Here is a 13,799-nt window from a genome sequence, read left to right on the forward strand (position 1 = left end):
AGTGGCCAAAACATGACGACAACGACGACGAAAGACATCACCACGAAGCTGCTGGTCATCGGCGGCGGCCCTGGCGGTTATGTGGCCGCCATCCGCGCCGGGCAGCTCGGCATTCCCACGGTGCTGGTCGAGGGCGAACGCCTGGGCGGCACGTGCCTGACCATCGGCTGCATCCCGTCCAAGGCGCTGATCCACGCCGCCGAGGTGTTTGAGCAGGCGCGGCACAACGCGGCCGGCTCGGCGCTGGGAGTAAGCGCCGGCGAGCCGACGCTGGACCTGGCGCAGACCGTGCGCTGGAAGGACGGCATCGTCCAGCGCCTGACGGGCGGCGTCGGCGGCCTGCTGCGCAAGGCGGGCGTGCAGGTGCTCAAGGGCTGGGCGCAGATCGAGGACGGCAAGACCGTCACCGTGCAGGTGGGCGAGGGCGCCGAGGCCGTGCGGGTGCGCTGCGAGCATCTGCTGCTGGCCACCGGCTCGGAGCCCGTGGCGCTGCCCAGCATGCCGTTCGGCGGCGCCATCTGGTCATCCACCGACGCCCTGTCGCCCGACGTGCTGCCGCGCCGCCTGGTGGTGGTGGGCGCCGGCTATATCGGGCTGGAGCTGGGCATCGCCTATCGCAAGCTGGGCGTGGAGGTGACCGTGGTCGAGGCCGCGCAGCGGGTGCTGCCCAGCTACGACGAGGAGCTGACGCAGCCGGTGCTCGAATCGCTCAAGAAGAGCGGCGTGGTGCTGCACCTGGGCTGCAGCGTGCAGGGCTGGGACGAGGGCCAGGGCGTGCACGTGCGCAACGCCCGCGCCGACGAGTTCGCCCTGCCGGCCGACCGCGTGCTGGTGGCCGTCGGCCGCCGACCGCGCACCACGGGCTTCGGGCTGGAGTCGCTGCAGCTGGACATGGCCGGGCGCCACGTCGCCATCGACGCGCATTGCCGCACCTCCATGCGCGGCGTGTGGGCCATCGGCGACGTGACCGGCGAGCCCATGCTGGCGCACCGCGCCATGGCCCAGGGCGAATGCGTGGCCGAGCAGATCGCGGGCCACAACCGCCGCTTCGAGCCGATGGCGATTCCCGCCGTGTGCTTCACCGACCCCGAGGTCGTGGTCGTCGGCAAGACCCCGGCCGAGGCCCGCGCTGCCGGCATGGAGTGCATCGACGCGGCCTTCCCGTTCGCCGCCAACGGCCGCGCCATGACGCTGGAGGCCACGGGCGGCTTCGTGCGCGTGGTCGCGCGCAAGGACAACCACCTGATCCTGGGCTGGCAGGCCGTCGGCCAGGGCGTGGCCGAGCTGGCCGCCGCCTTCGGCCAGTCCATCGAGATGGGCGCGCGGCTGGAGGACGTGGCCCACACCATCCACGCCCACCCGACGCTGGGCGAGGCGGTGCAGGAGGCCGCGCTGCGGGCCCTGGGCCACGCCTTGCACATCTGACGTGCAGCGCACGAGGAGCGGCGCGCCGGCTGCGGTCGGCGCGTTTGCTTTTTCAGGGGCGGGGCGTCGCCTCTTTGCCATCGCACCTGCGCCGCCGGCGGCACAATCCCGGCGTTTCCTGACTCAGAATTTTCCGCACGCATGAGCCTCGCGCCTTCCCCGCTGCACGTGCACTACATGCGCGACGACCTTGCCGCGCTGCTGCCCGCGCCTGACCTCCTGGCCGTCTTCGGCTTCGGCCCCGACGCACCCAGCTCAAACGACCCACGCTACCTGCGCGTGCCGCTCGCGCCTTGGGGCGCGCCGGCGCTCGAAACCTGGCGCGCCGCCGCCCCGGTCACCTGCGGGCGCGAGGGTGCGGTGCAATGGTCGTCGGACGGCGCCTGGCTGTTCGGCGCGATCGAGGTCGACGAGGCGAGCGCCGGCGGCATCACGGCGGCCGCGCGCACGGCGTACGCTGAGCTGACCCGCTTCGTGCGCGCGCGCGGCTTTCCCCACCTGATCCGCATCTGGAACTACCTGGACGCCATCACCCACGGCGAAGGCGACGGCGAGCGCTACCGCGAGTTCTGCGTGGGCCGCGCCCAGGGCCTGGGGCCGGTGGACGTCGCCACACTGCCCGCCGCCACCGCCATCGGCCGGTGCGACGGCACGCGCGTGCTGCAGGTCTACTGGCTGGCCGCGCAGGTGCCGGGAACGCCCTTGGAAAACCCGCGCCAGGTCAGCGCCTACCGCTACCCGCGCCAGTACGGCCCGCAGTCGCCCAGCTTCGCGCGTGCCATGCTGCCGCCGACGGCCGATCGCACTCCGCTGCTGCTCTCGGGCACGGCCGCGGTGGTCGGGCACGCCTCGCAACACGCCGGGTCGCTGTCCGCGCAGATCGACGAGACCCTGTGCAACTTCGATGCACTCCTGCAGGCCGCGCGTGCGCGCCAGCCCGCGCTGCCCGCCACGCTCGGTGCCGGCACGCGCCTGAAGGTCTACGTGCGCGACGCGGCCGACCTGCCCACGGTGGAGCGCATGCTGCGCGAGCGGCTGGCCGGTGTGCCCTTCATCGTGCTGCATGCGGCTGTCTGCCGCAGCGAACTGGCGGTGGAGATCGACGGCGTGCACGGCTGAGCAGGCGGACACCAGCCCTGCGGCGGGCGGGACAGGAGGCAGCGCCTAAAATCCGTCCTTCGCGCACGCCCCGCCGTGCGCCTTTTCTTTTGCCCGCCCCGCTTTCCCCGCCATGCTGACCTTCCAACAGATCATCCTGAAACTGCAGTCCTACTGGGCCGAACAGGGCTGCGCGCTCCTGCAGCCCTACGACATGGAAGTGGGAGCCGGCACCTCGCACACCGCCACCTTCCTGCGCGCCATCGGCCCCGAGCCCTGGCGCGCCGCCTACGTGCAGCCCAGCCGCCGCCCCAAGGACGGGCGCTACGGTGACAACCCCAACCGCCTGCAGCACTACTACCAGTACCAGGTGGTGCTCAAGCCCGCGCCGGCCAACATCCTGGAGCTGTACCTGGGCAGCCTGCAGGCCCTCGGGTTCGACCTGAAGAAGAACGACATCCGCTTCGTCGAGGACGACTGGGAGAACCCCACGCTGGGCGCCTGGGGCCTGGGCTGGGAGGTGTGGCTGAACGGCATGGAGGTCACGCAGTTCACCTATTTCCAGCAGGTCGGCGGCATCGACTGCAAGCCCGCCACGGGCGAGATCACCTACGGCCTGGAGCGTCTGGCCATGTACCTGCAGGGGGTGGACAACGTCTACAACCTGACCTGGACCGAGGCGCCCGATGGCACGAAGCTGAGCTACGGCGACGTCTACCACCAGAACGAGGTGGAGCAGTCCACCTACAACTTCGAGCATTCCGACGCCGATTTCCTGTTCACCGCCTTCGGCGCACATGAAAAACAGGCCCAACACCTGGTGGCCGAACAGCTGGCCCTGCCGGCCTACGAGCAGGTGCTCAAGGCCGCCCACACCTTCAACCTGCTGGACGCGCGCGGCGCGATCAGCGTGACCGAGCGTGCCGCCTACATCGGCCGCATCCGCAACCTGGCCCGCGCCGTGGCCAAGAGCTACCTGGACAGCCGCGCCCGCCTGGGCTTTCCGATGGCCCCGCGTGCGCACGCCGACGAGGTGCTGGCCGAGCTGGCCCGCCAGGCCGAGCAGCAGCAGAAGAAGGCCGCCTGACGCGCGCCCGCAGCCGCCTCCGTATTTTTCTCACAAAAACAGCCTCCAGCCCTTGCCAGGCAAGCGCGAGCAGCTATCCAATTTTTCGTCATGACCGCACCCAACCTGCTTGTTGAACTGTTCGTGGAAGAGCTGCCCCCGAAGGCGCTGCAAAAGCTGGGCGACGCCTTCGCCGGCGTGCTGCACGAGCAGCTGGCGGCCCAGGGCCTGGCCGGCGCGGGTTCGCGCGTCACGGCCTATGCCTCGCCCCGGCGCCTGGCGGCCCACGTCACCCAGGTGCTGGCCGCCGCGCCGGACAAGGCCGTGTCGCAAAAGCTCATGCCCGTGGCCGTGGGCCTGGACGCGCAGGGCCAGGCCACGCCAGCGCTCTTGAAGAAGCTGGCCGCGCTGGGCCTGGATGCGGCGGCGCTCGGGGGCCTGAAGCGCGTGAACGACGGCAAGGCCGAGGTGCTGTTCCACGAGAGCATGGCGCGCGGCGCCACCCTGGCCGAGGGGCTGCAAAAGGCGCTGGACGAAGCCATTGCCAAGCTGCCCATCCCCAAGGTCATGCGCTACCAGCTGCAGGATGGCTGGAGCAGCGTGCACTTCGTGCGCCCGGCGCACGGCCTGGTCGCGCTGCATGGCAGCGAGGTGGTGACCGGCGTGCAGGCGCTGGGCCTGACCGCAGGGCGTGAGACGCATGGCCACCGCTTCGAGGCGCAGGCCGAGTCCATCGCCCTGCGTGACGCCGACAGCTACGCGCAGCAATTGCGCGAAGAAGGCGCCGTGATCGCCAGCTTCGCCGAGCGTCGCGCCGAGATCGCGCGCCAGCTGGCTGCCGCCGCGGCCCAGGTGGGCGGCGGCGTGCGGCCCATCGAAGACGACGCACTGCTCGATGAAGTGACGGCCCTGGTCGAGCGCCCCAACGTGCTGGTCTGCGCCTTCGAGGAAGAATTCCTGGCCGTGCCGCAGGAATGCCTGATCCTGACCATGAAGGCCAACCAGAAGTACTTCCCGCTGCTGGACGGGCAAGGGCGCCTCACGCACCGTTTCCTCGTGGTGAGCAACATCAGCCCTCAGGATCCCACCGCCGTCATCCAGGGCAACGAGCGTGTGGTGCGCCCGCGCCTGGCGGACGCGAAATTCTTCTTCGACCAGGACCGCAAGAAGCCCCTGGCCAGCCGTGTGGAGCAGCTGGCCAAGGTGGTCTACCACAACAAGCTGGGCACGCAGGGCGAGCGCGTGGAGCGCGTGCGGCACATCGCCAAGGCCATTGCCGCGCAGCTGTTCGATGCCCTGGCCGGCCAGCACGCCGAGCAGCTCGACTCCGACAGCGGCGAGCTGGCGCGCGAGTACCTGCTGACCTGCGTGGACAACGCCGCGCTGCTGGCCAAGGCGGATCTGGTCACCGACATGGTGGGCGAGTTCCCCGAGCTGCAGGGCGTGATGGGCAGCTACTACGCCGTGGGCGACGGCCTGCCGGATGAAGTGGCTCACGCCATCGAGGACCACTACAAGCCGCGCTTTGCCGGCGACGAGCTGCCGCGCGAGAACGTCGGCCTGGTCGTGGCCCTGGCCGACAAGCTGGAAACGCTGGTCGGCATGTTCGGCATCGGCAACCTGCCCACCGGCGACCGCGACCCGTTCGCGCTGCGCCGCCATGCGCTGGGCGTGATCCGCATGCTGATCGAGAAGCAGCAGCCCTTGGATATTAGGGCTCTGGTTAGTTCTGCAGTGCGCGCGTTTGATGAGAAGTTGCTTGACGGTGACGGAGACAACTACCTGGTCGCTCTGTACGCTTTCTTCAATGATCGCCTCAGCGGGTATCTACGTGAGACTGGGGCCAGCATTCAGGAGGTGACTGCAGTTATTAATTCAGACCTTTCCTGGAAAGACATGCCTAAGGCACTTGAGGCCGTGCGCGCCTTCGCCACGCTGGCCGAGGCCCCGGCCCTGGCGGCGGCCAACAAGCGCGTCGCCAACATCCTGAAAAAGGCCGAGGCCGAAGGCGCCGTGGACCCGCACGTCAACGAGGAGCTGCTGCAGGAGCAGGCCGAACAAGACCTGTACGCCGCGCTGCAGCGCTTCGTGCCCGAGGCCGACGCCCAGTTCGACCGCGGTGATTACACCGCCAGCCTGCAGACCCTGGCCGTGCTGCGCGCGCCGGTGGACGCCTTCTTCGACGACGTCATGGTCAACACCGATGACCTGGCCGTGCGCCTGAACCGCCAGGGCCTGCTCAAGCGTCTGCACCAGGCCATGAACCGCGTGGCCGATCTGTCCCGTCTGGCCGTGTGACGCCGCCGGCCGCGCGCCCCGACACCGCTGCAGCAGCCCGTGCATCCCGGGCCGCCTGGCTGGCCTTCGCGCCGCTGGCGGCCGTGGTGGGACTGCGCTGGGTGCTGGGCTGGCTGCAGGACCGGGCCGAACCGACCCCCGCCTGGCCGCTGTCGCCCTTCGCCGGCGCGCAGGACCCGTGGGCCTGGCTGCCCACCGCCGGCCTTGCGCTGCTGGCGCTTGCCGTGGCGCTGCTCATCCTGCGCGTCGTGCGCCGCCGTTGGGGCGCGCGGGCGCTGGGCGGCCTGCTGGCGGCGCTGTGGATCGCCGCGGCGCTGGCGGCCTGCGCGGCCCAGGTGCTGCACTTCATGAACCTGCGCGGCCTGGCGCCGCAGGCCCAGCCGCTGGCCGCCAGCGTGCTGGGCAGCCGCGCCGTGGCACCCAGCGCGCGCGGGCCGGGCGGCACGCTGCTGGTGCTGCAGCTGCCCGGCGAAGCCGGCCCGCAGCAGCTGATGGCGGACGACCCGGGCGCTGCCCGCCTGGCACCCGGCCAGGCCCTGGCGCTGCAGTGGTCGCGCGGGCGCTGGTGGGGGCGCTACGCCACCGGCTGGCAGCTGGCGGCAAAACCGCAGGTGCCGGCCAGCGGCGCGGGCAGGGAATAATCCAGCGCCATGAAGCTCGCCATCCTGGACCGTGACGGCACCCTCAACGCCCTGGGGGCCGGCGGCCTCATCGCCTCTCCCGCCGAATGGCAACCCGTGCCGGGGGCGCTGGAGGCCGTGGCCCGGCTGAACCAGGCCGGCTGGCGCGTGGTGGTGGCCACCAACCAGCCGGGGCTGGGCGGCGGGGTATTCGACACGCAGACGCTGGTGGCCATCCACGCGCGCATGCACCGCGAGCTGGGCGCCCTGGGCGGTCGCATCGACGCGGTCTTCTACTGCCCGCACGCCGAGGGCGAGGACTGCGCCTGCCGCAAGCCCGCGCCCGGGCTGATGCTGCAGATCCGCGAGCGCTGCGCGCTGGAGGGCGGGGAGATCGCCGTCATCGGCAGCTGCCTGGCGCACCTGCAGGCGGCGCAGGACCTGGGGGCGCAGCTGCACCTGGTGTGCACTGGGCGCTCGGCCCACCTGCAGCCGCACGCGCCGCTGCCCCCCGGCTGGCCTGCCGTCACCCGGGCCCATGCCAGCCTGCAGGACGTGGTGGATCTGCTGGTCGGGCAGGGCGGCAGCGCGCCGGCGGCTCCCTCCTTTCCATCTTCCGCTTCCTCCTGCTCTTGAAACAATAGCTGCCAGCGCTTGCCCCACAAGGGCTGGAGGCCTAAAACATCTGAAAGCAGCCGACATCCATGGCATTCATTCGCTCCGTCTTGCACCTGCTGGTGATGGTCGTCACCGTCGTTCCCTACACCCTGGGCGTGCTGCTGGCCAGGCTCATCTCCGGGCGCAGCGGCCCGGCCTACCGCGTGGCGCGCGCCTGGCTCACGCTATGCATCGACGCGGCGCGCTGGCTGCTGGGCATACGCACCCAGGTGCAGGGCATGGAGGGGCTGCAGGCCCTGGGCGCGGGCGGCGCCGTGCTGCTGGTCAAGCACCAGTCCACGTACGAGACCTTTCTCATGCCCTCGCTCATGCCGCGCCCGCTGGCCTACGTGTTCAAGAAGGAGCTGCTGTCCGTGCCCTTCTTCGGCTGGTCCATCGGCAGCCTGGACATGATCCATATCGACCGCGGCCAGCCCACGCGCGCCTTCGCCCGCGTGCTGCAACAGGGCCGGCGGCTGCTTTCGCAGGGCACTTGGGTCATCATGTTCCCCGAGGGCACGCGCATCCCGCGCGGCCAGCAGGGCGAGTACAAGAGCGGCGGCGCCCGCTTGGCCATCAGCGCCGGCGTGCCGGTGGTGCCGGTGGCCGTGACCTCGGCGCGCGTGTGGCCGGCCAAGGCCTTCGTCAAGCGGCCCGGCGTGGTGCACGTGTCCGTCGGCCGGCCCATCCCCACCGAGGGCCGCAAGCCCGAGGAGCTGATGGCCGAGGTGCAGGCCTGGATCGAGGGCGAAATGCGCCGCCTGGACCCCGAGGCCTACCCCGCCCAGCCATGAACGGCCCCGTGCGCGGCCGCCTGGTGCAGCTGGCGCTGGACCTGTGGGACGCCGTCGATTTGCAGCCAAAACCGGGTGAAACGCCCGCCATTCAAGCGCCGACAGCTATTAAACCTGAAGCGCCGCAGACTGACGCCGCACTGCGCCACCCGCAGGCCAACCGGCGCACTGCCCTGCAGGGCGTGGCGGTGGACTATCTGCTGCAGCGCGCCCGCAGGCGCAGCATCGGCTTTCGCGTGGACGGCGACGGGCTGTCGGTGCGCGCCCCCAACAGCGCCAGCATCGGCGCCATCGAATCGGCCCTGCAGGCCAAGGCCGGCTGGATCGTGCGCAAGCTGGCCGAGCAGCGCGACTACCAGCGCCGCCTGGAGGGCGCCCGCATCGCCTGGGGCGACGGCGCGCGGCTGCCCTACCTGGGCGCGCCCCTGGCCGTGGTGCTGGACGGCGCCCGCCGCGGCGCCCAGCTGGTGCCCGCACCGCAGGAGGGCGGCGCGCCCGCCACGCTGCACGTGCCGCTGGCGCGCAGCGCTAATCCTGAGCAGGTGCGCGACGCCGTGCAGGCCTGGCTGATGCGCCAGGCGCGCGCCCACTTCACGGGGCGGCTGGAGCACTTCGCCCCGCTGCTGCAGGTGCGCTGGACGCGGCTGGCCCTGTCCAGCGCCCAGTCGCGCTGGGGCAGCGCGCGCGCCGATGGCTCGATCCGGCTGAACTGGCGGCTGATGCACTTCTCGCCTGCCGTCATCGACTACGTGGTGGCGCACGAGCTGGCGCACCTGCGCGTCATGGACCACAGCCCGCGCTTTTGGGACACCGTGGCCACCGTGGTGCCCGACTACGCCGCCCTGCGCCAGCGTCTGCGCGACGAGCCCACGCCGCCCTGGCAGTAGTCCGGGGGCGGTCGGTGCGCCACAATGCCCGCCATGACCGATACCCGCGCACTGCCCCCGCTGCCCGAGCAACCCGTGCCCGCCCAGGGCTACGCCGGCGACATCAGTCCGCACCTGGCCTGGCAATGGGCGCAGTCCGGCAAGGCGGTGCTGGTGGACGTGCGCACCGACGCCGAGCGCGAATGGGTGGGCGCCGTGCCCGGCGCCGTGCCCGTGGCCTGGAAGCAGTGGCCGGGCATGGCCCTGAACGAGCGCTTCGACGACCAACTGCGCGCCGCCGTGCCGCCCGGCGGCCAGGTGCTGCTGCTGTGCCGCAGCGGCGTGCGCTCCATCGCCGCGGCGCGCCGCGCCACGGAGCTGGGCCTGCGCGCCTACAGCATCCTGGAAGGCTTCGAGGGCGACGCCGACGAACACGGCCAGCGGGGCTGCAAGGGCGGCTGGCGCCTGCGCGGCCTGCCCTGGAAGCAGGGCTGACGCTTCCAAGAAAATAGCTGCCAGCGCTTGTCTGGCAAGCGCTGGTAGCCGTTTTGGTCTGAAGCCGAGGGCTTATTTGGCCAGCGGCGGGATGCGCAGCTTCTGGCCCGGGTAGATCTTGTCCGGGTGGGTCAGCATGGGCTTGTTGGCCTCGAAGATCACCGGATACTTGTTGGCGTCGCCATAGAACTTCTTGGCGATGGCGCTGAGCGTGTCGCCGCGCACCACGTCGTGGTACTGGGCCTCGGGCTCGGGGTTGGTGACGGCCATCTGGTTGTCCACGCTGGTCACGCTGGCCACGTTGCCGCAGCACAGCGTCACCTTTTCCTTGACGGCCTGGGTGGGCGCGGTGCCATGCACCGTGACCTTGCCCTGGCTGCCGTCGAACTGCACCTTGACGTCGCTCACGCCCAGGTTCTGCGCGGCGATATAGCCCTCGATGGCCTTGCCGGCCTTGGCGTTGAGGTCTTCCTGCGAAGGCTGTGCGGGCGCGGCAGCGGCTGCTGGAGGCGTGGCCGCGTGTGCATCCTTGCCTCCAAACAGCTTTTCTCCGGCTTCCTTGACGAAACTGAACAGGCCCATGGCAAAACTCCTTGTGGTTGCGAGAAACAATTGGAATGGGTGCCGGCCACTGTAAGCCGTGCGGCCGCCCCCGGCGTGTCGGACGGGCACCCGCCTCACCATCGTTGACAAACCGGTGCCGCCGGGCGCGGGGCGGCGCGCCGTGGCGATAATCCGCTCCCATGACATTTCTCGCCATCGACGTGGGCAACACCCGCCTGAAGTGGGCGCTGTTCGACTCCGCCCGGCCCGGCGCAGCGGTGCACGCCCACGGCGTGGAGTTCCTGGACCATATCGAGCGCCTGGGCGAAGGCCCGTGGGCGCAACTGCCCGCGCCCGCGCACATGCTGGGCTGCGTGGTGGCGGGCGACGCCGTCAAGCGCCGCGTGGCCGAGCAGATGGAGCTGTGGGACGTGCCCGCGCACTGGGTCGTGTCTTCGGCCGAGGAGGCCGGCGTGGTCAACGGCTACGACCACCCCACGCGCCTGGGCGCCGACCGCTGGGTGGCCATGATCGGCGCGCGCCACCGCATGCTGACCCAGGGCCCGGCGCGCCCGCTGATCGTGGTGATGGTGGGCACGGCGGTGACGGTGGAGGCGCTGGACGCCTCCGGGCGCTTTCTGGGCGGGCTGATCCTGCCCGGCCACGGCATCATGCTGCGCGCGCTGGAGAGCGGCACCGCCGGCCTGCACGTGCCCACGGGCGAGGTGCGGCCCTTCCCGTCCAATACCAGCGACGCGCTGACCAGCGGCGGCACCTACGCCATCGCCGGCGCCGTGGAGCGCATGTACCAGCACCTGCTGGCCCACTGCGGCCAGGAGCCGGCGTGCATCATGACCGGCGGCGCCGGCTGGAAGATGGCGCCCAGCATGACGCGGCCCTTCGAGCTGGTGGAAAACCTGATCTTCGACGGCCTGCTGGAGGTCGCCGCACGCCGCTTCGCGCCGGCGGCCGCGTAACGCACGGTCACGTGCGCAGGCGTCGCGGCTGAGACAATCCGGTGTTTTCGCCCGGCCAAAGCCGGGCTGCACCCCTGCAGGACAAGGAAAGACTTCTCACCCATGATTCTCGTCACTGGCGGCGCCGGCTTCATCGGCGCCAATTTCGTGCTTGACTGGCTGGCCGCGTGCGACGAGCCGGTGGTCAACCTGGACAAGCTGACCTACGCGGGCAACGTGCACAACCTGGACAGTTTGCAGGGCGATGCGCGCCACGTTTTCGTGCAGGGCGACATCGGCGACAGCGCGCTGGCGGCGCGCCTGCTGGCCGAGCACCGCCCGCGGGCCATTGTCAACTTCGCGGCCGAGTCGCACGTGGACCGCTCCATCCACGGCCCTGCGGAGTTCATCCAGACCAACGTGGTCGGCACCTTCCGGCTGCTGGAGGCGGCACGGCAGTACTGGAGCGCGCTGCCTGCAGACGAGAAGGCGGCATTCCGCTTCCTGCACGTCTCCACCGACGAGGTCTACGGCACGCTGGCGCCCGATGCGCCGGCCTTCACCGAAAGCCACAACTACGAGCCCAACAGCCCGTACTCGGCCAGCAAGGCCGCCAGCGACCACCTGGTGCGGGCCTGGCACCACACCTACGGCCTGCCGGTGCTCACCACCAACTGCAGCAACAACTACGGCCCGCTGCACTTTCCCGAAAAACTCATCCCGCTGATGATCGTCAACGCCCTGGCCGGCAAGAGCCTGCCGGTGTACGGCGACGGCATGCAGGTGCGCGACTGGCTGTACGTGCGCGACCACTGCAGCGCCATCCGCCGGGTGCTGCAGGCGGGGCGCCTGGGCGAGACCTACAACATCGGCGGCTGGAACGAGAAGGCCAACATCGACATCGTGACAACCGTGTGCGCACTGCTGGACGAGCTGCGCCCGCGCGCCGATGGCAAGAGCTACGCCGCGCAGATCGCCTACGTGGCCGACCGGCCCGGCCACGACCGGCGCTATGCCATCGACGCACGCAAGATCGAGCGCGAGCTGGGCTGGACGCCGGCCGAGACCTTCGAGACCGGCATCCGCAAGACCGTGCAGTGGTATCTGGACCACCCGGGCTGGGTGGCGCAGGTGCAAAGCGGCGCCTACCGCGACTGGGTGGCCAGGCAGTACGAGGGCGCTGCGGCATGACGCACATCCTGCTGCTGGGCAGCGGTGGCCAGGTCGGCTGGGAGCTGCAGCGCAGCCTGGCCGTGCTGGGGCGGGTCACCGCGCTGGACCACGACAGTACCGAATACTGTGGCGACTTCCGCAACCCCGAGGGCGTGCGCGAGACCGTGCGCGCCCTGCGCCCCGACGTGATCGTCAACGCCGCCGCCCACACCGCCGTGGACAAGGCCGAGGGCGAGCCCGAGCTGGCCCGGCTGCTCAACGCCACCACCCCCGGCGTGCTGGCCGAGGAATCTGCCCGCCTGAACGCCTGGCTGGTGCACTACAGCACCGACTACGTCTTCGACGGCAGCGGCAGCCGCCCCTGGACCGAGGCCGACGCGCCCGCGCCCCTGTCGGTCTACGGCGCCACCAAGCTGGAGGGCGAGCGGCTGATCCAGCAGGCCGGCTGCCGGCACCTGATCCTGCGCACCAGCTGGGTGTATGCCGCGCGCGGCGGCAACTTCGCCAAGACCATGCTGCGGCTGGCCCAGGAGCGTGAGCGCCTGACGGTCATCGACGACCAGTGGGGCGCGCCCACCGGCGCCGACCTGCTGGCCGACGTGACGGCGCACGCCATCACGCACCTGCAAAGCCGCCCCGACGACGGCGGCCTGTACCACTGCGTGGCCGGTGGCGAAACCAACTGGCATTCCTATGCAAAATACGTGCTAGCCCAGGCGGAGAAAGCGCCGGCAGCTATCAAAATAAAAGCAACCGACGTGGCGCCCGTGCCCACCAGCGCCTTCCCTACGCCGGCGCGGCGCCCGCACAACTCGCGCCTGGACACCACGCGGCTGCAGGCCACCTTCGGCCTCACCCTGCCGCCCTGGCAGCAGGGCGTGGCGCGCATGCTCGCCGAAATCCTCTGATCCCCTCCACCCATGACGACACAACGCAAGGGCATCATCCTGGCCGGCGGCTCCGGCACACGGCTGCACCCGGCCACGCTGGCCATCAGCAAGCAGCTGCTGCCCGTCTACGACAAGCCCATGATCTACTACCCGCTCAGCACCCTGATGTTGGCGGGCATCCGCGAGATCCTGATCATCAGCACGCCCCAGGACACGCCGCGCTTTGCGCAATTGCTGGGCGACGGCAGCCAGTGGGGCCTGCAGCTGCACTACGCCGTGCAGGAGAGCCCGGACGGCCTGGCGCAGGCCTTCCTGATCGGCGAACAGTTCCTGGCCGGCAGCCCCAGCGCCCTGGTGCTGGGCGACAACATCTTCTACGGCCACGACTTCCACGACCTGCTGGCCAGCGCCGATGCACGCAGCGGCGGCGCCAGCGTCTTCGCCTACCACGTGCACGACCCCGAGCGCTACGGCGTGGCCGAGTTCGACGGCTCAGGACGCGTGCTGTCCATCGAAGAAAAGCCCGCGAGCCCGAAGAGCAGCTACGCCGTCACCGGCTTGTACTTCTACGACAGCCAAGTGGTGGAGCTGGCCAAGCGCCTGAAGCCTTCTGCCCGCGGCGAGCTGGAGATCACCGACCTGAACCGCCTGTACCTGGAGCAGGGCCAACTGCACGTGGAAATCATGGGCCGCGGCTACGCCTGGCTGGACACCGGCACGCACGAGAGCCTGCTGGACGCCGGCCAGTTCATCGCCACGCTGGAGCAGCGCCAGGGCCTGAAGATCGCCTGCCCGGAAGAGATCGCCTGGCGCAGCGGCTGGATCGATGGCCCGCAGCTCGAGCGCCTGGCCCAACCCCTGGCCAAGAACGGCTACGGCCAGTACCTGCAGCGGCTGCTCAAAGAGAAGGTGTATTGA

General features: G+C 70.6%; 14 protein-coding genes. 13 read left to right on the forward strand and 1 reads right to left on the reverse strand.

All coding sequences use genetic code 11. From position 1 onward, the window contains the following. The first annotated feature begins 12 nt into the window (after window positions 1–12). The 9 genes from lpdA to RT282_RS03080 all read left to right on the forward strand — a co-directional run bounded on the left by lpdA (window position 13) and on the right by RT282_RS03080 (window position 9,319). Entirely contained in the window at window positions 13–1,425 is a 1,413-nt protein-coding gene (lpdA, locus tag RT282_RS03040; RefSeq protein WP_313311690.1) for a dihydrolipoyl dehydrogenase, read from the forward strand. A 141-nt stretch (window positions 1,426–1,566) separates the two neighbouring features. Continuing rightward, a complete protein-coding gene (locus RT282_RS03045; RefSeq protein WP_313311691.1) occupies window positions 1,567–2,544 on the forward strand; it encodes a hypothetical protein in 978 nt (325 codons plus the stop codon). A 112-nt stretch (window positions 2,545–2,656) separates the two neighbouring features. After that, window positions 2,657–3,610: a glycine--tRNA ligase subunit alpha gene (gene glyQ / locus RT282_RS03050; protein WP_312307072.1), complete on the forward strand. Its 954-nt coding sequence runs from the start codon at window positions 2,657–2,659 to the stop codon at window positions 3,608–3,610. A gap of 90 nt (window positions 3,611–3,700) precedes the next feature. Beyond that, on the forward strand, window positions 3,701–5,887 hold the full coding sequence (gene glyS / locus RT282_RS03055) for a glycine--tRNA ligase subunit beta (RefSeq protein ID WP_313311693.1): 2,187 nt from the start codon (window positions 3,701–3,703) through the stop codon (window positions 5,885–5,887). Then, complete coding sequence (locus RT282_RS03060) at window positions 5,884–6,528, forward strand: hypothetical protein (RefSeq protein WP_313311695.1); 645 nt, start codon at window positions 5,884–5,886, stop codon at window positions 6,526–6,528. The genes glyS and RT282_RS03060 overlap by 4 nt, the downstream gene beginning before the upstream one ends. Window positions 6,529–6,537: 9 nt before the next feature. Then, complete coding sequence (locus RT282_RS03065; RefSeq protein WP_313311697.1) at window positions 6,538–7,143, forward strand: HAD-IIIA family hydrolase; 606 nt, start codon at window positions 6,538–6,540, stop codon at window positions 7,141–7,143. Between the two features lie 68 nt (window positions 7,144–7,211). Next, on the forward strand, window positions 7,212–7,958 hold the full coding sequence (locus RT282_RS03070; RefSeq protein ID WP_313080291.1) for a lysophospholipid acyltransferase family protein: 747 nt from the start codon (window positions 7,212–7,214) through the stop codon (window positions 7,956–7,958). Further along, window positions 7,955–8,845, forward strand: a complete 891-nt coding sequence (locus tag RT282_RS03075; protein WP_313311699.1) for a SprT family zinc-dependent metalloprotease — start codon at window positions 7,955–7,957, stop codon at window positions 8,843–8,845. The genes RT282_RS03070 and RT282_RS03075 overlap by 4 nt, the downstream gene beginning before the upstream one ends. Window positions 8,846–8,878: 33 nt before the next feature. Continuing rightward, entirely contained in the window at window positions 8,879–9,319 is a 441-nt protein-coding gene (locus RT282_RS03080; protein ID WP_313311700.1) for a rhodanese-like domain-containing protein, read from the forward strand. A gap of 72 nt (window positions 9,320–9,391) precedes the next feature. On the opposite strand, the gene lysM is transcribed toward RT282_RS03080, so the two are convergent. Continuing rightward, a complete protein-coding gene (gene lysM, locus RT282_RS03085) occupies window positions 9,392–9,901 on the reverse strand; it encodes a peptidoglycan-binding protein LysM (RefSeq protein ID WP_312307104.1) in 510 nt (169 codons plus the stop codon). Window positions 9,902–10,062: 161 nt separating this feature from the next. On the opposite strand from lysM, the gene RT282_RS03090 reads away from it, so the two are divergent. The 4 genes from RT282_RS03090 to rfbA all read left to right on the forward strand — a co-directional run bounded on the left by RT282_RS03090 (window position 10,063) and on the right by rfbA (window position 13,799). Next, entirely contained in the window at window positions 10,063–10,839 is a 777-nt protein-coding gene (locus RT282_RS03090; protein WP_312307105.1) for a type III pantothenate kinase, read from the forward strand. 102 nt (window positions 10,840–10,941) lie between these two features. After that, entirely contained in the window at window positions 10,942–12,009 is a 1,068-nt protein-coding gene (rfbB, locus tag RT282_RS03095; protein ID WP_313311702.1) for a dTDP-glucose 4,6-dehydratase, read from the forward strand. Further along, window positions 12,006–12,899, forward strand: coding sequence for a dTDP-4-dehydrorhamnose reductase (gene rfbD / locus RT282_RS03100; protein WP_313311704.1), 894 nt, complete (start codon window positions 12,006–12,008; stop codon window positions 12,897–12,899). Before rfbB ends, rfbD begins: the two co-directional genes overlap by 4 nt. A gap of 12 nt (window positions 12,900–12,911) precedes the next feature. Further along, on the forward strand, window positions 12,912–13,799 hold the full coding sequence (gene rfbA / locus RT282_RS03105; RefSeq protein WP_313311705.1) for a glucose-1-phosphate thymidylyltransferase RfbA: 888 nt from the start codon (window positions 12,912–12,914) through the stop codon (window positions 13,797–13,799).

Source organism: Pulveribacter sp. (genome assembly GCF_032079985.1).
GTDB lineage: Bacteria > Pseudomonadota > Gammaproteobacteria > Burkholderiales > Burkholderiaceae_C > Melaminivora.